This window comes from Hymenobacter psychrotolerans DSM 18569, assembly GCF_900142395.1.
Taxonomy (GTDB): domain Bacteria; phylum Bacteroidota; class Bacteroidia; order Cytophagales; family Hymenobacteraceae; genus Hymenobacter; species Hymenobacter psychrotolerans.
Genome location: NZ_FRAS01000022.1, coordinates 19,027 through 43,639, shown reverse-complemented (window position 1 = coordinate 43,639; position 24,613 = coordinate 19,027). Strand labels below are relative to the sequence as shown.

Sequence of the window (24,613 nt, the reverse complement as noted above, 5' to 3'; positions counted from 1 at the left end):
TCTGTTGCCAGCGGCCATACGCCGCCTAGTATTGCTCCTGCAGGAGCGGCTGGGGCTCCACGGTCAGTATCCGCTCCAGCCCGTTGAAGGCCTCGGCGGCACTGGCATATACGCCCGCCCCAATGCCGGCGCCGCGGGCCGCGCCCTGGGCCGCATCGGTGTTGTAGAGCTCCAGCTCCAAGTTGCCGCTGTTCACAAAGGCTTCGCGAAACAAGGGACTCAGGAACATGTTAGCGTTGCCGGCCCGCACCTTGCGCACCTGCACACCGGTTTCACGCATGATGTCCATGACGTAGTTCAGGGCGCTAACGATGCCTTCCTGCGCGGCCCGCAGTACATGGTTGCGGCCGTGCGTGTTGAAGCTGAGCCCGCGTAGCTCGGCCGTGGTGGGGCGGTTTTCCAGAACCCGTTCAGCGCCGTTGCCGAAGGGCAGAAATATCAAGTCCTCAGCCCCGACAGGGGCCTGCGCGCCCAGCTGGTTCATGTCCTCGTAGCTCACGTCGCCGACGAGGCGGCGCAGCCAGCTGTTCAGAATGCCTGTGCCGTTTACGCACAGCATCACCCCATTCTTAGGGCGCTGCGGCGTACTGTTGACGTGCACAAAGGCATTCACCCGCGAACGGGGGTCGGCGGCCATAGTTTCGTTGATGCCATACACCACCCCGCTGGTACCGGCCGTGGCGGCTATTTCGCCGGCGTTCAGCACGTTCAGCGAGAAGGCATTGTTGGGCTGGTCGCCGGCGCGGTAGCTGATGGGCGTGCCGGCCGTGAGGCCAAGCTCCTGTGCGGCTTCCGGGGTGAGCAGCGCCTGTACCGCAAAGGTTTCCACCACGTCCGGCAACAGGTCGGCACTGATGCCGTAGTAGTCGAGCAGCTCCTGGGCTACGGCCTGGCGGCGGAAGTTCCACAGCACGCCCTCCGAGAGGCCCGACACGGTGGTTTGCAGCTCGCCGGTCATTTTGAAGGCTATGTAGTCGCCGGGCAGCTGAATCTTGTGGATTCTGGCGTGCAGTTCCGGTTCGTTTTCCTTCACCCACTTCAGCTTAGAGGCTGTGAAATTGCCGGGCGAATTGAGCAGGTTGCCAAGGCAAAATTCCTCTCCCATATCGGCAAAGGCCTGGTTGCCAAAGTCCACGGCGCGGCTGTCGCACCAGATGATAGCCGGGCGCAATACCTTGCCATCTTTATCAATCAGCACCAGCCCGTGCATCTGGTAGGTGATGCCAATGCCAGCTACCAGCGACGTATCGAAGCCATAGGACGATTTGAGCAGCTGTGTAGCGTTGATTACTTCCTGCCACCACCGCTCCGGGCGCTGCTCAGCCCAGCCGGCCACCGGGGCCACAATCTCCATTTCCTGTTTGGGCGAAGTAACGGCGGCCAGGCACTTACCCGTGTCGCAGTCGAGCAGGGTCGCTTTGATGGAAGAACTTCCTATATCGTACCCGAGGAGGTATTTCATGGGTGGTGGGAGTTCAGAGGAGCAGTAAGGGCGGGTTCTGAGCTACTAGCTACAGCTGAATCAAGCGAAAAAGTTCTATTTCGCTTTGACTGGATGCTGCCAGCTCACTATCGGAATCTAACCGGTCGTTTTCACGCCTGAATAGGCTTCTGATACCCGAATATACAGTAAGTACTTACACACCTTCTATCTGAGAAAGTGGTTTAAACCTCTGCAATTCAAATAAAAATACCGGAAAGGTTTTCGGAATCGGTTCCGATAGGCGGCAGGACTTAATTTTATTTTCTTACTTATTATGCGAATAGTCAAATCCTAAAAGCCTCTGCCGCAACGTGTGCAGCAGAGGCTTCATAAGGAAAAGTTCTATTCAAACATAGTCAGGTCGTTACCTGCGGCTCTGCTATTATACGCGCAGTCCTACTATTTGACTACTAGTTTGCCGCTGGTAAAGCCCTGGGCATCGTGCAACTGCAGCACGTACAGGCCGGCTGCCACATTCAATTGCAAGTCAATGGTTTCCTCCTGCTTCACGGTACGCTCCTGCAGCAGGCGCCCCTGCATGTCCAGTACCCGCACTTTGGTGAGCAGGCCGGTACCGCTGAGCGTGAAGTGTCCGCCGGCTGAGGGGTTGGGGAAAATGTGCACAGCCGTAGCTTTTGCCGAGCGAGTGCCTAAGACGGTGCTTTGCACGTAGCTCCGCAGCCAGACCAGGGCCGCACGCTCAGTATTGTCGGCGTTGGCAATGTAGGCGCCCTGCGCCGTGCGCCAGTGGCCTGGGCGGTAGCCCCAGAGCGTGATGCCGCGTACGGCTGGGTGCGTCCAGAGCGCAGGAAACACGCGCTGGTACTCGGCTAGTTGAATAGCATCATCGAGCTGCGGCGGCGTGCTGGCGTCGACGCCGTCAATATCCAGCTCGGTGATATACAGCGGCTTGCCCGCCGAGGCCAGCGTGGTAAGGTTGGCAGCCAGTGTGGCAGCCGGCACATTGCGCGTCTCGAAGGCGTGGCCCTGAATGCCCACACCGTCCACGAGGTTGCGAGCCGTAAGCAGGTTGACGATGGTGAGGTAGCGCTGCGTACTGGCCGTGGACGACATCACGCCGTAGTCGTTGATGAGGAGCTGGGCATTGGGGAAATATTGGCGGGCGAGCTGGAAGGACGTAATTACCCAGTCCCAGCCCGTGGTGCCGGCCCCGCCGAGGGCATTGTAGTAGTTGCCGGCGCCGCTGCCCGGCGTGTTGGGGCCGTTGTTGCCCGTAGAGCCATTGAGCGGCAGGTCGTTGGTGGGTTCGTTTACCACCTCTACCTGCGTGGCGTTGGGGTAGCGCTGGGCCACGGCCGCAAACCACTGGTTGATTTCTGATAATTGCTCGGCAGCCGGCAGGTTTTCAATCCAGATGGGCTGCTGCTGGCCCCAGATCATGGTGTGCAGCTTGAAGGGGTAGCCCTTGCTTTGTACCAAAGCGTAGGCCGAGTCCAACTCTGCCCAGTTCATCTGGTCGCGCGTGGCTTCCACGGTGCCCCACTTGGCGGCGTTTTCGGGCGTTACCTGGTTCCAGTATACGTTGAAGAAGGGCTTTTGCGGCTGGCTGTATACGCCGCCCAGAAACTTCGGCTTGCCGGTGGCAATAGGCTGGCCCGTAGGCGTAAATACGGTGGGCGGATTGCTCGTGCCCTGCGTGCCGGCATCAAGCTGCGCCACTGTGAAATAGAGGCCCGTGGCCCCAAACACAAACTTGTCGATGTCGAGGCCGTCTTCCCGCGCTCCAATTTGAAAGGTTTGCGTCAGGCTGCCGGCTGCCACTGTGAAGCTGATGGGCGGCTCGCCACCGTTGAACTTCGAGAGGTTGATCCACTTCCAAACGTTGTTACTGGCTCCGCCCCCGCCGTCCACCGCAATGTTGCCGCTGGTATAGCCCACCGAGTTGAGCTGGTTGACGGTAATCCAGTTGGTGTCGTCGGCGGGCAGTTTGGTCCCGAAGCCGTTGCCGTAGTAGAAGCTGTCGTCGTTGGCAGCCGCGGCGCCCACCCGTACGCGGGCATACAGGTCGTAGGAGCCGGCTCCCGGAAACGTGACGGAGTAGCTGATGATACGAGCCGCTGTGCCGGGGTTCTGGGCGTTGATGGTAGCCGTGGGCACCACCGTGACATACTGCACGCCGGCCTGCGTAGGGCTGGTCCAGTCGGCGCCCAGTGTGCCGGATTCGGCTTGTTGCGGCACGGGCGCATTCTGCGCCAGCGTGGCCCCGCTGCCGAGCAGCGCCCATGCTGCACCAGCTAAAAAGGTAAAGGTCCTGGTCATGGTCATGATGGAAGAGATAAAAGAACTATGTGGAAATTTGAAAAGCCGTAGCGGCCGGCGCGGCACCCGCCTTGCCTGGTCGGTTTCGGATGGCGAAAACCTGCTGGCGGTCCGGGGCCGCGTTCGGGTTCTGTAAGGATCTGTGCTGGATAATTCGAGCCGGGCGTTGTTGGGGAGAGGGCCGGCTGAGCAAGTTTCAGCGGGCTACCGCACAGCCAGCGTAGCGGTAATAGGTTTGCTGGCCCCGAGGGCTTGGCTGCGCGCGGAGGGCAGGGAGCCGCCCACGGCAACGGTCACGGGGCCGGTAGGTGCTATACTTTTGCCCTGGGCGTCGATAAGGGCTAGTTGCTCGGGGGTGAGGGTGAACCGGACGGTGGTGCTGGCGCCGGGCTGGAGCTGCACGCGGCGGAAGTTTTTGAGGGCGTAGCGCGGAATCTGCTGGCCCTGGCGCGGGGTGTGGGTAAGGTAGAGCTGCACTACTTCCTCGCCGGCAACTTTGCCGGTGTTGCGCACGGTGGCTTCCACTTCTACGGGCTTGTTGCGGGCTACTTTTTTGGCGGAAAGCCTCAGGCCGGAATACTCAAACCTGGCGTAGCTGAGACCGTAGCCGAAGGGATACATCGGCTCCTGCGTCATGTAGCGGTAGGTGCGGCCCTGCATGCCGTAGCTTTCGTAGGCCGGCAGCTGGTCGAGGCTCTTGGGGAAGGTGATGGGTAGCTTGCCCGAGGGCGACACTTTACCGAACACCACATCCGCCACGGCATTGCCGCCTTCCTGGCCCGGGTACCAGGCCAGCAGCACCGCGTCGCAGAGCTCGTGCACCTCGCTCAGGTTCATGGGGCTGCCCCCCGTGATGATGGCCACAATGGGCTGGGTGTTGTTTTTGCGCAGGCCGCGCAGAAAGTCAATCTGGTTTTGCGGCAGATTGTAGTCGAGCCGGTCGCCGAACGAAGGCGAGGCAATGGACTCGCCCTCCTCCCCTTCCAGCAGCCCCGTAATACCCAGCACCACAAACGTGGCATCGGAAGTACGGGCCGTGCCGCTCACCCAGTCCACGCCGTTCTGGTTGGGCCGGTCGAGCAGCGCGCCCGGGCGGTACTGCATCTGGCTGGCAGGGCTCACGCCGGCCACCAAGCCTTCCAGAATGGTTTTCATGTCCGGATTCACACCGTAGTAGTTGCCCAGCAGCGCATCAAGGTTGGCGGCGTTGGGGCCCGTCACGAAGTACTTGGCCAGGTCGTTGCGCAGGGGCAGCACACCGTTGTTCTTGAGCAGCACCAACGACTTCTGAGCCGCCTCCCGGGCCAGGGCGCGGTGTGCGGCGCTGTTGATGGTTTCTGCCCCCAGCTTGTCATAGGGGCTGCTGCCCTGCGGGTCGAACAGGCCCAGCCTGAACTTGGTGCGCAGCAGAATAGCCAGCGACTTGTCCATCAGGGCCTCTGTGGTAAGGCCCAGCTGCACGGCTTCCGGCAATGCCGGGTACACGCTGCCACAGTTCAGGTTTACGCCCCGCTGCAACGCCAGCGCGGCAGCTTCGGCGGGCGTTTTCACCACGTTGTGGCCCTTGTAGAAGTCCACCAGCGCCCAGCAGTCGGATACGATGTGGCCTTTGAAGCCCCACTGCTGCCGCAGCACGTCCTGGAGCAGGTAGGTATTGCCGCAGCAGGGTTCGCCGTTGGTGGCGTTGTAGGCGCACATCACGGCTTCTACATTGGCATCTACCAGCTGTTTGAAGGCGGGCAGATAGGTTTCCTGCAGGTCCTGGGGCGAGGCCACGGCGTTGAACTCGTGGCGCAGCTTTTCGGGGCCGCTGTGCACGGCAAAGTGCTTGGCGCAGGCCGCTGTTTTCAGGTGGTTAGGGTCGGTGCCCTGCAGGCCCTGCACGAAGGCCACGCCCAGCCGGCCGGTGAGCGTGGGGTCTTCGCCGTAGGTTTCCTGGCCGCGCCCCCAGCGTGGGTCGCGGAAGATGTTGATGTTGGGCGTCCAGAACGTAAGGCCGCTGTACTGCTGGCGGTAGCCTTTGGCTACGGCTACGTTGTACATGGCCCGCGCCTCGTCGGAAATGGCCGTGGATACGCGCAGCGCCAGGTCGTCGTCGAAGGTAGCGCCCAGCCCGATGGCCTGCGGAAACACGGTGGCCGCGCCGGCCCGGCCCACGCCGTGCAGGGCCTCATTCCACCAGTTGTAGGCCGGAATGTTCAGCCGCTCAATGGCCTTGCTGTTGTACATCATCTGGTCGGCCTTTTCTTCCAGCGTCAGCCGCGAAATCAGGTCCTGCACCCGCGCCTCAATGGGTTTGGCCGGGTCGAGGAAGGCAGCGGCGGGCTGCTGGGCCGGCGCCGGCAGCTGGCGCAGGCCAGCCAGCAACCCCAGGAAAAGCAGACGTTTTTTCATAGCAACCAAGGGTGGAAAGACAATGCGGCCGCGCGCAGCGGCTCACGGGAGCGGAGCAAAAGAGGCGGCGAAATCAGGCGCGTTCAGGGGGTGGCCACCGGCACAGCAGCCTGAAACGGAGAAGCCGGCAGCCCTTCTTTGTTGTAGAGGTTGGCACCCTGCGGATTGTCGGCCCAGGCGTAGCGGACGGCCACGGGCGCTGCCACCGCGTCGTTCCAGACGACCACCGTGCTGCCTTCAATCCGGGCCTGCGCCCACACGTATTTCTTGTCGGGCCCGGCCACGGCAAAGTGGGTTAGCGGACCGCCTTTGGCTTGCAGGCCGCCGCCCACATCCGCGAACCGCAACACCAGTTTGTTGCCCTGCACCTGCATAGCCTGCAGCGAAGGGCCGGAGGCAACCAGCTTTTTTTCGCCGTAGGCCAGCTTGCGGGCGGCCAGGGCCAGGCGCTGCCCCACGGCTTTCTTGTTCAGCGGGTGGATGTCGTTCCACTCGCCTACATCGGTAGCCACGGCCATGGCGGTGTGCGGCACGGCGAGGGTCTGGCGCTGGGCTTCGCGCAGAGCGGCCCAGCTGCTTTCCGTGGGCTGGTTTTTGGCCGGCATGAAGTTGGCGAGCTGCACGTACAGAAACGGCAACTCAGGCCGCTGCCAGTGCTGGCGCCAGTCAGTAATCATAGTGGAGAAGAGCGGCTGGTATTCCTCCGGCTTTTTGGTGTTCGACTCGCCCTGGTACCAGATAACGCCTTTCACGGCGTAGGGCAGCAGCGGCGCAACCATGCCGTTGAACAAGCCGCCAGGCTCATAATTAAAGAACGTGGGCGGAGCCAGCGGCTCGGCTTTCGCGCCCAGCTGGTACTGCCACTTGCCGCTCAGGTCGAGGGTTTGCGAGCCGGCGCGCAGCACGTACTGCTTGTCGGGCACGAAGCCGCCCCGGCCGGTGCTGTTGATGACGCGCACCACCAGCACGTTTTTGCCTGCTTTGAGGACGGTGGCCGGCAGCTCGTACTTGCGCGGCGGATACTGATACGACGTGGTACCCACGAATTTGCCGTTCAGGTACACCGAGTCGGCATCTACGATGGTGCCCAGATCCAGCCGGGCCGGCTGCCCCACCATGCTGGCCGGCACGTCCAGCTCCCGCCGAAACCACACCACGCCATTCACCGGGCCCAGGCCCTGGTCGGCCCAGTAGCCGGGTACGGTTATGTTTTTCCAGCCGGCAGCGTTGTAGTCTACCGCCGACCAGGGCAGCTGGCCTTTGGCGTAGCCCTGGTCCTGGCGGCGGAGCTGCGCGTGCCAGGCGGTGGCGCGCTGCTGGTCCTGCTGCTTCACCTGGGCCACGTAGGCGCTGTCGCGCACCTGCGCGGCCCGCTGCTGATACGTGGGGAAGCTTTTCAGCCCCTCAGGACTGAGCCAGGCTTCGGCCGGCGAGCCGCCCACCGCAATCCGGACCAGCCCGATGGGCACCTTGTAGGTGGCGTACAGTTCTTTGGCGAAGAAGTAGCCCACCGCCGAAAACTGCAGCACGCTTTGCGGCGTGGCCGCCGTCCAGCGGCCGCCGGGCAGGTCGGCCTGCGGGCCTTTGAACACGTAAGTCGTGGGTGCATCAAACTGCCGGATCCGGGGGTTGGCAGCATCGGCAATAACCGCCGGGTACCTGTCCTTCACCCGCGCCATCGGCAATTCCATGTTCGACTGCCCGGAGCACACCCACACGTCCCCGAATAGCACGTCCTTCACTTCCAGCCGGTTGCTGGCCGTGAAAGCCAGCGTATAGGGTCCGCCGGCCGGCTGGGCGGGCAGCGCCAGGCTCCATTTGCCATCGGGGCCGGTAGTAGCGGTGTAGGTTTTGCCCCGAAAGGCCAGGGCTACCTTCTCCCCTTTGGCGGCCCAGCCCCACAGCGTCACTTTTGCGTCGCGCTGCAGCACCATTCCGTCGCTCACCAGTCGTGGCAACCGGACCTGGGCTCTGGCCGCGGGGCTGAGCAGTACGGTTGCTACGAGCAGGATTTTCGGAATCAGGTTCATGAGGCGGTGAATGAGAATGAGCGGAAGAGCAATGCACCGGAAGTAGAAGCCGTGGTTCCTGTACGGAAACCACGGCTTCTCTTCCGACACAAATTAGTAGCCTTGGTTTTGCGTGATTTTGCCGCTGGTGCGGTCAATATCCTGCTGCGGAATCGGGCGCAGCACGTGGTAGGGCTGAATGTTGGCCGCTACGTCGGAGCCATAGGTGCCGCTGATGCCGTTCAGAGGCACGGTCTTGTTCACGGTAGCCGGCACGCGGGTCGCGGGGTTGGTTTTCACCCGTTCAATGAGCTTTCCGGTGCGGGTCAGGTCCATCCAGCGCATCACCTCGCCGCCCAGCTCGCGCGTGCGCTCATCCAAGATGAAGTCGATGTTGAGCTGGCTGGCCGTGACGCGCATCTGGGCTTCCTTGCCCGGCGCGGCCGCCCGTACGCGCACCACGTTCATGAAGTCCACGGCCTTGGTCATGTTGCCCAGGTACATGTTGGCCTCTGAGGCAATCAGGTAGGTTTCGGCCAGGCGGTACACGATGAAGGGCCGCACCGAGGGCGCATTGGTGCTGGCGCGGCGCACGTCGTCGTACTTGTTCATCACAGGGTAGTACTCGCGGGTGTGCTGGCTGGGCTGGATTACGCGGTAAGGCACCGGGCGGCGGGCGGCGATGCGCGCCAGTACGGCGGCCGGCAGCTCGTAGCTGGGGTACCAGAGCGAGGTGTCGCCGATGATGGCGGCAGTGCTGCCACTGGCCGCGCCCGGCGAGTTGACGTACCAGGTGGTCGTGAACCACTTGTTGAAGCGCGTGTCGGTGGTGCGCAGGGTCCGGCCAGCTTCGCCGGGCATGTTGTAGGAGTTGAGCAGGTAGGGCGTGGGCACGAACCGGGCAAATGGCCGGCCGTTCTTCAGGTCGCGCACCATGTTCGGGATGCCCTGCTCGTAGCGGCTGCGGTAGAAGAAGCTGGAAGCGTTGCCGCCGTTGAAGTAGTTCTGCTCGCTGGTCTGCGTGAAGGTTGGGTCGGTGCTGTACTGCACGTTCATCAGCACCTCGGGGCCGTTTTCGTTCTGGTCGGCAAACACGCGGGCGGGGTCGGCTTCCAGGTTTTTGCCGTAGCGCGTGCGGTTGTTGATCAGCTCCTCGGCGTACTGCGCGGCCTTGGCGTAGTCGTCGGCCTGCTTGGCCGTGGAGGTGGCGCGGGTCAGGTACACTTTGGCCAGAATGTGCAGGGCCGTGGCGCGCGACACGCGGCCGGGCTGGCCCGGTGTGTTGGCAATGTTGGCCAGCGCATCCGTCAGGTCCGCAATAATGGCGTTGTAAACGTCGGCAATGGGCGTGCGCGCAATGTCGGTGGTAGGCGTGTCGCGGAATTCGAGCTGCAGCGGCACGTCGCCCCAGTACTGCACCAGCAGGAAGTAGTAGTGGGCGCGCAGCACTTTGGTTTCGGCCACAATCTGCTGCACGCGGGCCGCCGGAATGCCCTGCACCGTGGCGGCGTATTTCAGCACGCCGTTGGCCCCGTTGATGTACTGGTAGTAGTTGTTCCACTGGTTGGTTACCACGCCGGCCGAGGGCCCGAAGTTCAGGCCGCGGGCATACTCGTGAAAGCCATCCTGGTCGGCAATGCCGCGCATGAACTCATCGGTACCCGTCACGGCCATGTACATGGCCTGCTCGTTGCCGTAGATGTTGCGGTGGCCGGCGTACACGCCGGTCAGGCCGGCCTCCACGCCCTGCGGAGTTCCCAGAAACGACGGTACCAGAACGGATTGGGGATCTTCTTCCAGAAGATCTTCGCACCCGCTAACGGACACGAGCAGAGCAAGTCCCAGAAGTGCAAGAAAAGACTTTTTCATATAAAGTAGCGCCGCGGCGCCGGTTGAATCGTTGGAAGTGAGTTGAGAGTGGCTGCCGCAGGCGGACCGGAAAGCTGTATGCCCCCGGCCGGCCCGCAGAGCAAGCCGGTCTTAAAAGCCCAGGTTCAGGCCTACCAGGAAAGCGCGCGTAGCCGGGTACGACACCCCGCGGCCCGCTACCCCGGCATTGCCGTTAGACGGGTTGCCGTCCGTGAATTCGATGCCGCCCTGGCTGGAGTTGGCGTTGTTGAAGCGCGACGAGTACGACAGCGCATCCGGGTCAATGGCCTTGTTCTTCTTATACACGTCCACCGGCGACCAGATGAAGGGGTTCTGCACCTGCACGTAGATGCGGGCCGTGCTCATTTTCACCTTGCTGAACAGGCTGCTCGGCAGCGCGTAGCCCAGATCAATGCTGCGCACCTTGACGAAGGTGCCGCTTACGTAGCCCAGCACGCGGCTGTCGGTCTGGTAGTCGCCGATGCCCTGCACCGGCTGCGGGAAGTTGTTGGTAGGGTTCTGCGGCGTCCAGTAGTCCAGATTGATCTGGTTGCGGCGGCCGTCGAAGGTGGTAAAGTACGAGGGGCCGAACAGCAGCGGATCGACGATGGTGGCGCCCACGCGGGTGAGGGCCACGGCCGTCAGATCGAAGCCTTTGTACTTGAAGCGGTTGGTCAGGCCGGCCTCAAACTTGGGCTGGCGCGAGCCGATGATCTGGCGGTCGGCGGCGTCGATGCGGCCGTCGTTGTTCACGTCCTCAAACTTGATCTGGCCGGGCAGCGTGCCGTAGCGGGCCGCTTGCGACTCTTCGCCCAGCTGCCAGATACCGGTTTTTTTGTAGTCGTAGATAACGTACAGCGGCTGGCCGATGAAGCGCTGGTTAGCCAGGTCGTCGATAGGGTCGCCGTTTTCGTTGTAGCGGTTCAGGTCCAGCACTTTCTCGCGGTTCACCGTGAAGTTCCAGTCCGTAATCCACTCAAAGCCCCGGTCGCCGCCGGTACGCATGTTGATGGTCGAGAGCGTAATTTCCAGGCCGCGGTTCTGGGTTTTGCCCGCATTGACGAGCACCGAGGTGTAGCCGCTGGCGCCGGGCAGGGCGAAGGGCAGCAGCAGGTCGCTGGTGCGCTGCTGATACACTTCTACCGAGCCGCTCACGCGGTTGTCGAAGAAGCCGAAGTCGAGGCCGAAGTTGGTGGTAGTGGTGTATTCCCAGCCCAGGTCGTTGTTCGGAATGCTGCCCGGCACCACCCCTACCGCGCCGGTGGGGCCGTAAGTGTAGTTGCCGTTGCCGAGGCCGGTGTTCAGCGAGCCGAGGGTCTGGTAGGGGTTGATGGCCGTGCTGCCCACGCGGCCGATGCTGGCGCGCAGCTTCAGGCCGCTCACCCAGCTCTGGTCCTGAATAAAGCCTTCGTTGGCAATGTTCCAGGCCACGGCCGCCGAGGGGAAGGCCTTGTACTTGTTGCCCGGCGACAGGCGCGATGAGCCATCGACGCGCATGGTCACGGTGGCGGAGTAGCGGTTGTCGAAGGCGTAGTTCAGGCGGCCCATGTAGGAGATGATGTCCCAGCGGCTGAAACCGCTCGTGGAGGTCACCGGCTTACCCGCGCCCAGGTTGTTGTAGAGCTGGTAGTTGGTGGGCAGGTCCTGCACCGTGGCCGAGAAGTTGTCGGTCCGGAAATCCTGGATGCTGTACAGGCCCGTGAAGTTCACGTCGTGCTTGTCGGCGAAGGTGCGGTTGTAGAGCAGCAGGTTTTCCAGCAGAATGTTGGAGGCCGTGTTGCCGGAGCGCCCGGCCTGGTTGACGCCCGTGCCGCGGGCCGGCGTGCCGGTAGCAAAGAAGTTGCCGCCCGTTTCGGACCGGAAATCCAGGCCGACATTCAGGCGGTAGTCCAGGCCCTTGAGGATGTTGACCTGGCCGTAGAGGCTGTTGAAGCTGCGCAGCCGGCGGTTCTGCTCCTTATGGGCATCTTCAACGTAGTACGTCAGTGGGTTGGGCAGAGCCGTGTCGGTGTTCGGGAACAGAATCGGCAGGCCGTTGGCATCGAAGGGCGAAGCCAGCGGGCTGCCCGTCAGAATGGAATTGATGATGTTCAGGTTCGGGTCGTCCTGCTGGATGTAGGTGTTGAGCGTGTTGAAGCCGATTTTCACCCGCTTGCCAATCTGCTGGTCCAGGGTGCCGCGCAGCGAGAAGCGCTGAAACTGCTGCACCGGCACCACGCCCGTTTCGTCGTAGTAGCCCAGTGAGGCCGAGTACTGGGTCTGTTCATTACCGCCCGACATGCCCAGGGCATGGTTCTGCAGGCGCCCCTTCTGAATCAGCAGGTCCTGGTAGTCGGTGAAGCGGCCGGCGGCCAGGTTGTCCCGCTCGCCCTGGGTCAGGAAGGTGGGCGTAGCTACCGGGTCGAAGGTGGGGTTGCGGGCCCGGTAGGCGCGCAGCCGGAAATCGTAGAACTCCTGCCCGTTCTGCAGGTCGAACTCGCGCGCCTGCTTCACGCCGTAGTAGCCGCTGTAAGTAACGCGCGTCGGGCCGTTTTTGCCGCGCCGCGTCGAAATCAGAATAACACCGTTGGCGCCGCGGGCCCCGTAAATGGCCGTGGAAGAGGCATCTTTCAGCACTTCCAGCGACACGATATCGTCGGGGTTCAGGTCGTTGAGGCTGCCATCGTACGGTACCCCGTCCACGACCAGCAGCGGGTCGTTGGAACCCGAAAACGAGCGGTTGCCCCGGATGCGGATAACCGGGTTCTGGCCGGGCGTGTTGCTGGAGCTGGAAATATTGACGCCGGCCGCGCGGCCCTGCAGGGCCTGGCCTACGTTGGCCACGGGCACATCGCGCAGGGCCTGCTCATCCACCGACGAAATAGCGCCCGTCACCTGGCTTTTCCGCTGGGTGCCGTAGCCCACCACCACTACTTCGCTCAGGGCCTTGGCGTCGGTAGCCAGCGCCACATCGAAGGTGGTGTTCTGCCCGATGGGCCGCTCCACCGACACGTAGCCGATGGCTGAGAACACCAGCGTGGCGGCATCGTTGGGCACCTGCAGCACAAAGCTGCCGTCGCCGTTGGTAGAGATGCCGGTATTCGTGCCTTTCACCAGCACGGTCACGCCGGGCACGCCTTCGCCGCTGGTCCGGTCCGTCACGCGGCCGGAAATAGTGCGGGCCGTCTGGGCCTGCACGTGGGTTGGAGCCAGCAGGGCGCCGGCCAGGGGCAGGCCGGTAGCGAATGCCAACGGCCAGCTCAGCCCTAAGGCTGTTTTGCGTAGTGGTGAATGCATGTGAGTGAGGGAATTTGAGTTGTGTGTTGCGGAGGAAAAGGGGGGATTTGGGCAGGCAGGCGGCTAGAAGCCGATGGAGTTGCCGCCATCCACGGGCAGCGAGGCACCGGTGATGTAGCGCGCCGCTTCGGAGGCCAGAAACACGGATGCGTGGCCGATATCCTGGGGCTGGCCGAACTTGCCCATAGGCGTGCGGCGCATGGCCCGGTCGCGCCGGTCGGGGTCGGAGTTCATGGCGGTGCGGCTCATCTCGGTTTCAATGAAGCCCGGCGCAATGGCATTCACGCGCACGTTGTACTTCGAAAACTCCGAGGCCAGCACCTTCACCATGCCTTCCACACCCGACTTGGAAGCGGCGTACGCCACTACCCTATCGATGCCGTAGTAGGCCGCCATAGAGGAAATCATGAGGATGGTGCCGCTCTTGCGCTCGACCATGCGCGAGGCGCAGGCCCGCGTGAGAGCAAACACGGCGTTGAGGTTGGTCTGGATGATGCGGTTGAATTCTTCGTCCGTGACTTCCAGTGCTGGTTTTTTCATGTTCACGCCGGCGTTGTTCACCAGAATATCCAGCGGGCCATAGGTGGCCTCTATATGCGCTACCAGCCCGTCGAGTGTGTTTAGCTCGCAAACGTCGTTGGTGAGGTAGTGCGCCGAGCTGCCGAGCTCGGCCACGGCTTCCTGCAGCACGGCCTCGCGCCGACCCGTAATGATGACGGTGGCGCCGGCCACGCTCATGCAGCGGGCTATTTCCAGCCCAATACCGGTGCCGCCCCCGGTAATCAGGGCCAGCTTGCCTTCCAGCGAAAAAGGGTTAGGCTGCAGCTTCCCGTTTGGCTGCGGGCGGGCAGAAAGAAGAGGCTTGGGGTGTACCATGCGGGTGAAGGTAAAGCGGGTGGTTAGCGCAGTTGGTAGAGGTCGACCAATTGCTTGATTTCGGCCAAAGGGCGGGTGGGCGGAGTGAGGGCCTGCGGAATGGGCCGCCGCGAAAACGTCTGGAAGTAGAGCACGCAGGCATCGCGCCACCACAGCGCCTCGCGGTGCTGAATGCGCAGGCGGGCGGCTACATCGGCGTGCAGCCTGGCATCCAGGGCCGGCTTCACCTGCTCCCAGCGCTGCTGCATCCAGAGCACGGAGTCGGCGCCGGTGTAGTAGCGGGTGGTTAGCTCGTCCCAGAGGCTGCGGCCGGTGCTGAGCTGCTGCCCCCAGCCCACATGATGGAACCAGAGCAGGTAGCTGGGCGGGCAGGTGGCCGGATTGCTCCACACCTGGCGGGCACCCGGCGCATACAGACTCAGGGCGTTGGAGCCGCTGGCGGTGCGGTTGAAGCCCAGCCCCACGGAATCAGCTTTATGGTAATACACCGACGTCCAGTCGGGCCGGTCGCTCTTGGCCAGCCAGGGCTCGGGGCCGTAGTGCAGGGTCTGGCCCATGATGTGGTGCAGGCCCAGTGGCGTAGTGTAGCGCACATAAATGTCGCGCGACTTATTGAGCACGTCCGTTACCGCGGCCACAGCCTCGGGCTGGCGCGTGAGCGTCATGCGGGTCCATTCTTCGGCAATAGAGGCCGAGCTGAGCGTATGGTCCCAGGCCAGGCGCCCGAAGGCGTACCAGTTGGACTGCCCTATAGGGTGTCCGGTCCAGTTCCGGTCGGAGCCGATGTTGGCCACGCCCGCAATGCCGCTCAGGCTGTGTTTTTCCAGCGTGCCGTCTACCACCTTAGCCACGGTAGAGCCTGGGCCCTGGCTGTGCGTATCCGAGTCGAGGCACTCCTTGATGAGCGGGCCCAGGTACACGAGGTGCGTGGCAAAGCCCAGGTACTCCTGCGTGAGCTGTACTTCCAGCACCAGCGGCGTGCGTGGCATGGCTCCAAACAGCGGATGAAACGGCTCCCGCGCCTGAAAGTCAATCGGGCCGTTTTTCACCTGCACCAGCACTTTCGGATCGAATTTGCCATCCAGCGGCTGAAACTCCTCATAAGCTTCCTTGAACCGGTCCCCTTTGGAGTTGGCTTTGTACACAAAGGCGCGCCACATCACAATACCGTCGTGCGTGCCCAGAGCCTGGGCCAGCATGTTGGCTCCGTCGGCGTGGTTGCGGCCGTAGTCCTGGGGGCCCGGTTCGCCTTCGGAGTTGGCCTTCACCAGAAAGCCGCCGAAGTCGGGAATGGTCTGGTAGATTTCGTCGGTCCGGGCTTTCCACCACTGCTTCACTTTGGGGTCGAGCGGGTCGGAAGTCGGCAGCCCACCGATGACCTTGGGCGCGGCCCAGAACACCGACAGATACACCCGGATGCCGTAGGGGCGCATCACGCCGGCCAGCGCCGCTACTTTCCGCAGGTACTCCGGCGTGAGGTAGCGGGCACTGGCATTCACATTGTTCAGCACCACGCCATTGATGCCGATAGAGGCGTTGGCGCGGGCGTAGTCTTGGTAGCGCGGGTCCAGCACTTCGGGCAGTTCCTGCCACTTCCAGATAGAAGAGCCCGCGTAGCCGCGCTCCACGGTGCCATTGGGGTTGTCCCAGTGGTTGAGCAGGCGGTGCTGGATGCGGGGCTGGCTGCTGAGGCTGAGCTTGTCCGGCAGCTGCCCGGTCTGCACCTGCCGGAGCAGCGCAAAGCAGCCATACAGCACCGCCGCATCCGTGGGCCCGGTGATTTCGATACCGTCTTTCTGAGCCGATATGCGGTAGCCTTCCTGGCCGAGGGTAGCATCAGGCGCCACGCGCAGCCGGATGCGGCCCTTGCCGCCCGGCGCCCCCACCGGCACCGGGCGTCCCAGCAAGCCTTGCAGCCCGAGTTGCAGCTCGCTGGCAGCCGTTTGCAGGGTAGGTCCCGCGTTATTGTCAAGTGAAATGCCTTTGGCCTGCGCCTGCCACGCTTTGCGCGCACTGCCCTCGGGCAGCAGGTCATACTTCAGCCACAGGCGGTAGCCATCATCGGCCAGGGCCGCAAAACGGGGCCCGGCGCACAGCAGCAGAAGCAGCAGCAAGCGGAGTAACATGGGTGGGAAGGCGGAGTGAAGGAGCGGTCAGACGAAGCGGGGCACGTGGGCAGCAGCATGGTAGCCGGGCAGCCCCTCCTCCTCGGCCAGCAGCCCCTGCCGGATGCCCAGCTCCAGCCCGCGCAGCTCGGCCAGCCCGCGCAGGCGGCCAATGGCGGAGTAGCCGGGGTAGGTGCGCTTTTCCAGATCATCGAGCATCTGGTGGCCGTGGTCGGGGCGCATGGGCAGGTTGGGGGTGCCTTTGCCGGTACGGGCCCGGCGCAGCTCTTCGCGCACCAGCTCCCGCACCACGGCGTACATATCCACGTCGCCAGTGAGGTGGTCGGCTTCGTGGAAGTTGCGCGGGTTTTCTTCGCGCTTGGTAGCGCGCAGGTGCACAAAATGAATGCGGGAGCCGAAGCGCCGCACTATGCCGGCCAGGTCGTTATCGGGGCGCACGCCCAGGGAGCCGGTGCAGAACGTGAGGCCGTTGGCCGGCGAGTCGTAGGCACGCAGCAGGCCCTCCAGGTCGGCTTCGGTGCTCACCACGCGCGGCAGACCCAGCAGCGGAAATGGCGGGTCGTCGGGGTGAATGCACAGGTTGACGCCCGTTTCCTCAGCCACCGGCCCTACTTCCCGCAGGAAATAGTATAGGTTTTCGCGCAGCGCGGCGGCATCAATGGCGGCATACTCATCCAGCACGCCCTGAAAATCAGCTAACTCAAAAGCTTCCTCGGAGCCGGGCAGGCCCAGTAGCACTGTGTTGGTCAGCTCTGCTGTTTCCGCCGCCGACATAGCAGCAAACTGCGTGCGGGCATCTTCCGCCACGGCCGGCTCATAAGCCGCTTCGGCACCGGGGCGGCGCAGGATACACAGGTCGAACACGGCGAAATCCTGCCATACAAAGCGCAGGGCGCGGGAGCCGTCGGGCATTTCATAGTGCAGGTTGGTGCGCGACCAGTCCAGCACCGGCATAAAGTTGTAGCACACCGTCCGGATGCCGCAGGCCGCCAGATTGCGCAACGACTCCTTATAACGCGCTATGTACGTGTCGCGCGAAGGCAGGCCTTTCTTGATGTCCTCGTGCACGGGCAGGCTTTCTACCACGGCCCAGTGCAGCGGCGAGTAGCGGGCATTATCGGCTTCAATGAGATGCTGCCGCTCCCGGATTTCAGCCTGCGGCCATACTACGCCCACCGGCAACTGGTGTAGCGCCGTGACTACGCCCGTGCAGCCCGCCTGCCGGAGCGAGAAGAGCGAAACCGGGTCCTGGGGTCCGAACCAGCGCATGGTGTGCAGCATGGAAATAGGGTATAAGAAATTTACTATCCTGAAGCCAGCCCCGAAGAACAGGTATAGGTTTTTCCGAAAAACCGGTCCTGGGTATCTCTTGGGCTCCTGGTCTCGAAGATAGAAGAACAATTGACACGCAAGTGAATAAAAAAACACCCTCAACAGGCTCTAATTCAAATAAAAAGATCGGAAACGTTACCGAAAACGGTTCCGATAGGTAATCTTGACTCGTTGCCGGATAAAAAATATTTTGTAGATTATCTTCGAATAATCAAAAGCCTGCTCAGCTTCCTTCCGTCCACTGCTTTTCGGGTATTATAAAATAATACCATTTGCCTTATGATGAAATGCACTAAGTGCATCTCCGCCGATGCGGTGATGCGGGCCGGATTCATCCGGGGACGGCAGCGGTACTTCTGCAAAGCCTGCGACTACCACTTCACCGACAACAAGGAACTGCCGACCCCGGAGCGCAAGCGCCACCAAACCACTATCAGCGACGTAGCCAAGGCGCTGGGCGTGGCGCCCTCCACCGTTTCGCGGGCTCTCAACGGCCATTCCGACATCAACGCCAACACGCGGCAGGCCATCATAGAAGTGGCCCGCCAGCTCGACTACCAGCCTAACCTACTGGCCCAGAGCCTCAAGAGCAGCGAAACCAACACCATTGGGGTGGTGATTCCGGACATTGAGCGGCCCTTTTTTGCAACGGCCGTGAGCGGAATTCAGCAGGTGGTGGGCGAAGCCGGCTACCGCGTCATGATTTGCCAGTCCAAGGAATCGTACGAAATGGAAGTCAGCAACGTGCAGGCCCTTATTGCCAGCCGCGTAGATGGCCTGCTGATTTGCCACTCCCGCGAAACCGAGAACTTCGACCACGTGAAACCGGGCGCCTGCCGGGGCGTTCCGGTCATTCATTTCGACCGGGTCAGCAACGAGGTAGACAGCGCCAAAGTAATCCTGGACGACTGGAACGGCGCCTTCAACCTCACGGAGCACCTTATTGAGCAGGGCGCGCGGCGCATTGCTATTCTGGCCGGCCCGGAGTCGTTGCTGATCAGCCGGAACCGGCTGGCGGGCTACCAGAGCGCGCTGAGGCGCCACCATTTGCCCCTCAAACCCGAATACGAAGTCCACATCAACTTCCGGCCCGAGTCGGCGGTAGCGGCCCTCGATACGTGGCTGGCGCTGCCGGAGCCGCCCGATGCCATATTCGCCATCAACTACACCAACGCCTTCGACCTGCTGGTGGCCCTGAAGAAGCGGGGCCTGCGCGTGCCCGATGAAATAGCCGTGGTGGGGTTCGGCGACGAGTTCATGGCTTCCATGATTGAGCCCGGCCTTACCACCGTCAACCTGCATCCTTACCGGATTGGGCAGCAGGCCGCCCGCCTGTTTCTGGAGCAGGTGCGCCAGAAGGAAAGCTTCAAGCCGCGCACCTACGTGGTGTCCGGCGACCTGGTCATTCGGCAGTCGTCGCTGAAAGGAGCCGGCGGCTATTTCAAGCTCGAAATCTGACCCAGCTTCATGGGGGCCGATATGGGGCCCGGAAAAACAAAAACCCATCCGACGAAGCGTCAGATGGGTTTTTCGGGTACTAAGTGGAGCTGCAGGGATTCGAACCCTGGTCCAGACAAGGAAGGCGTCGAGCTTTCTACGTGTGTATCTATGCTTAAATTTTCGAGACATCCCAGGCGCACATCAGGCCCTTGGTTTGTCCTTATCTGTTTGAGTTTCGCCTTAGCGTCACAGCGCCCCTAAGACTATCCTACCTCTTACGACGCCCCGAACTCACCCGTGAGAAGGATTACGGGTGCGGGACGATGGCATTTACTTAGTACCTAGACTAAGCAGCCATGGCGTAGCTATACTCGCCAGTTGTTGTTCGGACGGCTTTTTTTACGGGAGATTCATCCAACTCCCGACACGCTTACTCGCGACATGCACAAGCTGTCAATTCCGGTCAGCCCCAATTGAGAAAGAACATATCCGCGCCGAAGTGCGGGGTGCGAATGTACGCACATCAGCCAGAAAACGTTGCTGGGCCCCAAAAATGTTCCCGGTTTCAGACCAGTTTGAGCAGCATCCGGGGCCCGCACTCTGAGCGCCCGGATGCTGCCTACGCCGGCCGGGCGCTACTTGGCGGCTACCTTGTTGGGCTGAAAACCGTCGGCGTTGGTCTGCCACAGTCCGAAGGCCATCAGGTCGGCAATGCTTTCGAACTGCTTGAGGCGGGAGTCGCCCATGCCGTGGCCGGCTTCGTAGTCGGTGAAGAACAGCACGGGCTTGCCGCTGGCGTTGCTGGCCTGCAGGCGAGCCGCAAACTTGGCCGGCTGCCACGCAATTACGCGCGGGTCGTTGAAGCCGGCCGTGACGAGCGTGGCGGGGTAGCTGGTGCCGGGCTTGAGGTGGTGGTAGGCGTCCATTTCCAGCAGTGCTTTGGCCTCGTCCTCCTTGGCCATGGTGCCGAACTCGGGCACGTTTACGGGGCCGTTGGGCGAGTTTTCCATGCGCACGGCGTTCATACAGCCCACCTCCGGAATGGCCACCGCAAACAGGTCAGGCCGCTCGGTCATGGCCCGCCCGATGAGGATGCCCCCGGCGCTGCCGCCGTTGATGGCAATTTTGCCGGGCGCGGTGTAATTGTTTTTGGTCAGGTATTCGGCGCAGGCAATCAGGTCTTTCCAGGTGTTGGGCTTGGTGGTTTTCTGGCCGGCCTTATGCCAGGCCTCGCCCAGCTCGCCGCCGCCCCGCACGTGCGGCACGGCCAGTACACCGCCCTGCTGCGCCCAGAGCAGGAACGGCGGCATGAAGGTGGGCTCCATCACCCGCGAGTAAGCCCCGTAGCCAATCATTAGCGTGGGCGCGGCCTTGTCGCGCTTCAGCCCCTTCTTATACACCAGCGACAAGGGCACCTGCACGCCGTCGTGCGAGGGCACCATCACCTCTTCCACCACCAGGTCGGCAAATTCGGGGTATTGCGCCTCCGACGACAACGGCTCGGGCGTGAACTGCCGGCTGGCGGCGGTGTAGCGGTAGCGCTGCCGGTCGGAGGTCCAGCCGCCCATCGTCACCCATAGGTCCGGCGACTGCGCGTTTTTGCCCGTCAGCTCCAGGCGGCCGGCGGGGCGGGGCAGCTTCAGCTCCTGCACCGTTTTCGAGCCGCGGGCCACGAAGTACAGCTTGGCCCCCACCCCGTTTTTCGTGCGCACAAAGTACACGCCGTCCTTGGTGGTTTTCAGCTGCTCATCGTTGATGGATTCGTCGGCCGCCTCGGGCACCAGCACTTCGGCCGTGGCTACGTCGGGCCGGGCGGCGGGCATGCGCATCAGCTTCTGGCGGGGCGTGTTGCGGGAAGTCACGAAGTAGATATTCTGCTCGTCCGTCACGAAGTTGGTGACTTCATCGGAGGGCCGAAACAGTGGCTTCCAGGGAATATTGGGCTTGGTGAGGGCCGCAGATGGGGCGTAAAACACATTCATGTAGCGGTCCACGGAGTACAGGAAGCCATACGCCAGTTTGGTATCCCGGTCGATGCCCGCATATGGGTAGTCGGAGGGCTTGATGCCGAGCTTGGGATAGAGCTGGCTGGAGAAAACTATCTGGTCCTGGGCGACGAGCGTGCCCACGCGGTGCAGGCGGCACTGCGTGTTCTGGCGGGCGGCCATATCCTTCAGGTCGTCGTTGTTGTAGGGCAGGTAGGCCAGCGTCTGGTTGTCGGGCAGCCACTCGCCGCCGCCCCGGTTCAACGGAATCTGCTCGGGGTAGAGCTTGCGGGTTTTCACGTCCATTATCAGGGTGCGGCCCAGCTCGGTGCCTTTCTCGCTGATGCCGAACGACACCTTGGAGCCATCGGGGCTGGGCGAAAACCCGTTGATGTTGTACACCTTGCCCGCCTCGTAGCCTTCAGGGTCGAAGAGCAGCACCTCCTGCCCCTTGTAGCCATCGCGGCAGTAGAGCTTGGGCTGCTGGTCCTGCGGCCGCGACTTATAGTAGAAGTACCGGTCGTTGTCGGCCACGCGCAGGTCCGTCACGCGGGCGGCTTTGCGCTTGTCCATTTCTACCATCTTGTCAAGCAGCCCCTTTCGGCCCGGAATAGCGTCCAGCGTCTGGCGGGTGTACTCGCTCTGGGCTTTCATCCAGGCGGCTACGGCCGGGTCCTGCAGGTTTTCGAGGTTACGGTACGGGTCATCCACCTTCACGCCGAAGTAGGTATCGGCGGCCGGCACGGAAGGCGCAGCAGCCGGGCCCGATTGGGCAAGAGCGGCCGTGGAGGCCAGCAGACTCGTGAAGAATAAGGCTGTTTTCATGAAATGAGACGTGAATACGGTGAAATAACCCAACCAGAAAGCCGGGCCAAACACGCCAAATTCCCGGCACTACACAATCACACAATCATGTGATTATCAGCCGTTCACACCACACTCGCCACTCCAATACCAGTTCACTTGCCGGCTCATATACTCCCGGCACCGCCGGCGGATTTTCTCATGCTGCTATGCGCTGGCGGGCGGTGCCGGCGGCCCAAAACCCCGGCTGCCGGGGGCGGAATCGGGCCGGGCATTGCCTATCTTTGTAGCCAGTAGCTATGGAGAATTTCGTCGTTTCGGCCCGCAAGTACCGTCCAGCCACGTTTCGCAGCGTGGTGGGGCAGCAGCACGTCACCACTACTCTGCAAAACGCCATTGCCTCGCAGCACCTGGCGCAGGCGTTTCTGTTCTGCGGCCCCCGGGGCGTCGGCAAAACCACCTGTGCCCGGATTCTGGCCAAAACCATCAACTGCGAGTTTGTAGAGGAACACGTGCGCAAGAGCCGCCCGGTTTCCGAGCTGATTCAGCAGCAGCCCGACATCGTGCCCGATGCACTGCTCGCGGCCACAGACCCCAACAACACGCCGTTCGAGCTGGAAGCCTGCGGCAAATGCTCGTCGTGCCGGGCGTTCCAGGAAAACGCCTCGTTCAACGTGCACGAGCTGGATGCGGCCTCCAACAACTCGGTGGAGGACATCCGCAGCCTCGTGGAGCAGGTGCGCTACGCCCCGCAGCAGGGCCGCTTCAAGGTGTACATCATCGACGAGGTGCACATGCTCTCGAATGCGGCCTTCAACGCCTTTCTGAAGACGCTGGAAGAGCCGCCGAGCTACGCCATTTTCATCCTGGCCACCACTGAGCGCCACAAGATTATCCCCACGATTCTGTCGCGCTGCCAGATCTTCGATTTCAACCGGATTCGGGTCGATGATATTCGGGGGCACCTGCGCCACGTGGCTACGCAGGAAAGCATCAAGGCCGAAGAAGACGCGCTGCACCTGCTGGCTCAGAAAGCCGATGGCGGTCTGCGCGACGCGCTGAGCATGTTCGACCAGATGGTGACTTTCTCGGGCCACGACCTGACCTACAAGGACGTGGTGCAGAACCTGCACATTCTGGACTACGAGTACTATTTCCGGCTCGTGGATGCGCTGCTGACCGAAAACCTGAGCGCCACGCTGCTGCTGCTGGAGGAAATCATGCAGAACGGGTTCGACCTGCACAACTTTGTGGTGGGCGCGGCCGAGCACCTGCGCGGGCTGCTGGTTTGCAAAGACCCCGTGACCGTGCAGCTGCTGGAAGTATCCGACAATATCCGGCTGCTCTACGTGCAGCAGGCCCAGGCCGCGCCGCTGCCGTTCCTGCTGTCGGGCCTGAACCTGGTAAGCCTCTGCGACCGGGAGTTCAAGCAGGCCAAAAACCAGCGCCTGCACGTGGAGCTGACGCTGATGAAGCTCACCTACCTCAACAGCGCCGTGCAGTTTGCCCGCGACCTGAACTCTGGTCCGAGCGCCTCCGCCGGAGCCGCGTCGGACAACGGCGAGGCGAAAAAAAAAAGTAGTGTAACAACTCCGGCCGCGCCAGCGGCCAACGGCCGGCTCGTGGCCGACGGCACCGCCGAAGCCCCAGCGACATATGGCGCGGCAGTACCCCGAAGCGACGCTTCGGCCGTTGACCGACCAACACCTAACGGCGCGGTACCGAACCACGCAGTACGGGCCGAAGCGCCGCTTCGGGGTACATCAGCTCCCGCCGACCCCGAGCCCATTGTGCCGGTGGAACGCGGCGTGGAAGAGCTGCACGATACGCCCAGCATCGAGGACGAAGCGGCTACGCAGGTACCGGCCACCACCAAGCTACGCGACACGGTGCCCCACGTTGAAATCGGGCGGCCCAGCATGGCCGGGCACGAGCCGGGCCAGCCGGCCGTGACGGCGGCTCCCATGCCCCCGCCCCGCCCCGGGATGCCACCCGCCGGCAAGCCACTGGGGCTGGGCACCAAGCTGCCGGGCCTGGGCAGCCTCGGCGCCATGAAAGCGCAGCTGGAGCAGCAGGCAGCCGCCGGCAAAGCCGCCGTGGATACCGAGCCCAGCGGCCCCACCACCGGCCTGCCCGCCATCAACGATGAGGTGTTGCAGCGCGTGTGGCAGGAACTGACTGAGGAGCGCAAGGCCATCAGCATGATGCACTACAGCCTCCTCAACCGCCCGGTGCAGGCCAACGAGCAGCACCAGATCCTGCTGCGTGTGGACAACCCCGTGCAGGAAGACCAGTTCAACGAAATGCGGGCCGAGTTTCTGGGTGAGCTGCGCCGCCGCACCGGCTACCCACGCCTGAACGTGCAGGTAGAAATAGTGGAGCGCATCGACACCAGCCGCAAGCTCTACACCTCCACCGACAAGATGGAGTACCTGATGGAAAAGTACCCCATCCTGCTGGAAATGAAGCAGAAGCTGGGCCTCGACACGGACTAGCTTCCAAGCGTAGCAAAGACTGAACCCCGGGGAAACTGCCGTTGCAGCAGGCTTCCCGGGGTTCAGTCTTTTTCTGCTGCTACCCAGGCGTGCAGCCCCACATACGAGCAGACAGCCGCGGGTCTTCATAAGCATTTTTCCGCACTTCGCGGCCGCAGGGGCCCGGCGGAGCTTTTTATTCCCGGGGGGGCCGCCTATCTTTGACTCCTTATTCTGTTCTGTTCTGCTGCCCGCGCTGGTTTCC

General features: G+C 62.6%; 12 protein-coding genes and 1 other RNA gene. 2 read left to right on the top strand and 11 right to left on the bottom strand.

What is annotated here, in order from left to right:
- Positions 1-25: 25 nt before the first annotated feature.
- The 9 genes from BUE15_RS17005 to uxuA all read right to left on the bottom strand — a co-directional run bounded on the left by BUE15_RS17005 (position 26) and on the right by uxuA (position 17,594).
- Positions 26-1,462, bottom strand: coding sequence for a xylulokinase (locus BUE15_RS17005; RefSeq protein ID WP_073287796.1), 1,437 nt, complete (start codon positions 1,460-1,462; stop codon positions 26-28).
- 420 nt (positions 1,463-1,882) lie between these two features.
- Positions 1,883-3,763, bottom strand: coding sequence for an endo-1,4-beta-xylanase (locus BUE15_RS17000; RefSeq protein ID WP_170865298.1), 1,881 nt, complete (start codon positions 3,761-3,763; stop codon positions 1,883-1,885).
- A 204-nt stretch (positions 3,764-3,967) separates the two neighbouring features.
- Positions 3,968-6,157, bottom strand: a complete 2,190-nt coding sequence (locus tag BUE15_RS16995) for a glycoside hydrolase family 3 N-terminal domain-containing protein (protein ID WP_073287792.1) — start codon at positions 6,155-6,157, stop codon at positions 3,968-3,970.
- 83 nt (positions 6,158-6,240) lie between these two features.
- Entirely contained in the window at positions 6,241-8,187 is a 1,947-nt protein-coding gene (locus tag BUE15_RS16990) for a sialate O-acetylesterase (protein ID WP_084549144.1), read from the bottom strand.
- 93 nt (positions 8,188-8,280) lie between these two features.
- Positions 8,281-10,035 (bottom strand): RagB/SusD family nutrient uptake outer membrane protein, encoded by a 1,755-nt coding sequence (locus tag BUE15_RS16985; RefSeq protein WP_073287790.1) that lies wholly within the window; start codon positions 10,033-10,035, stop codon positions 8,281-8,283.
- A gap of 111 nt (positions 10,036-10,146) precedes the next feature.
- Positions 10,147-13,311: a SusC/RagA family TonB-linked outer membrane protein gene (locus tag BUE15_RS16980; RefSeq protein ID WP_073287788.1), complete on the bottom strand. Its 3,165-nt coding sequence runs from the start codon at positions 13,309-13,311 to the stop codon at positions 10,147-10,149.
- Positions 13,312-13,374: 63 nt separating this feature from the next.
- The gene (locus BUE15_RS16975; RefSeq protein ID WP_170865297.1) at positions 13,375-14,187 is read right to left on the bottom strand and encodes an SDR family NAD(P)-dependent oxidoreductase; all 813 of its coding nucleotides are present in this window, start codon (positions 14,185-14,187) and stop codon (positions 13,375-13,377) included.
- Between the two features lie 23 nt (positions 14,188-14,210).
- Complete coding sequence (locus BUE15_RS16970; RefSeq protein WP_073287786.1) at positions 14,211-16,313, bottom strand: alpha-glucuronidase family glycosyl hydrolase; 2,103 nt, start codon at positions 16,311-16,313, stop codon at positions 14,211-14,213.
- A gap of 27 nt (positions 16,314-16,340) precedes the next feature.
- A complete protein-coding gene (gene uxuA, locus BUE15_RS16965; protein WP_073287784.1) occupies positions 16,341-17,594 on the bottom strand; it encodes a mannonate dehydratase in 1,254 nt (417 codons plus the stop codon).
- Between the two features lie 330 nt (positions 17,595-17,924).
- Between uxuA and BUE15_RS16960 the strand changes: the two genes are divergently transcribed.
- Complete coding sequence (locus BUE15_RS16960; protein ID WP_073287782.1) at positions 17,925-19,103, top strand: LacI family DNA-binding transcriptional regulator; 1,179 nt, start codon at positions 17,925-17,927, stop codon at positions 19,101-19,103.
- A gap of 81 nt (positions 19,104-19,184) precedes the next feature.
- Here BUE15_RS16960 and ssrA read toward each other — a convergent pair.
- Together ssrA and BUE15_RS16950 are read right to left on the bottom strand one after the other, a co-directional pair.
- Positions 19,185-19,556: a transfer-messenger RNA gene (gene ssrA / locus BUE15_RS16955) on the bottom strand.
- 164 nt (positions 19,557-19,720) lie between these two features.
- Complete coding sequence (locus BUE15_RS16950; protein ID WP_073287835.1) at positions 19,721-21,895, bottom strand: prolyl oligopeptidase family serine peptidase; 2,175 nt, start codon at positions 21,893-21,895, stop codon at positions 19,721-19,723.
- A 278-nt stretch (positions 21,896-22,173) separates the two neighbouring features.
- Here BUE15_RS16950 and dnaX point away from each other — a divergent pair, with 278 nt between their 5' ends.
- Positions 22,174-24,369: a DNA polymerase III subunit gamma/tau gene (gene dnaX, locus BUE15_RS16945; protein WP_073287780.1), complete on the top strand. Its 2,196-nt coding sequence runs from the start codon at positions 22,174-22,176 to the stop codon at positions 24,367-24,369.
- Positions 24,370-24,613: the final 244 nt, after the last annotated feature.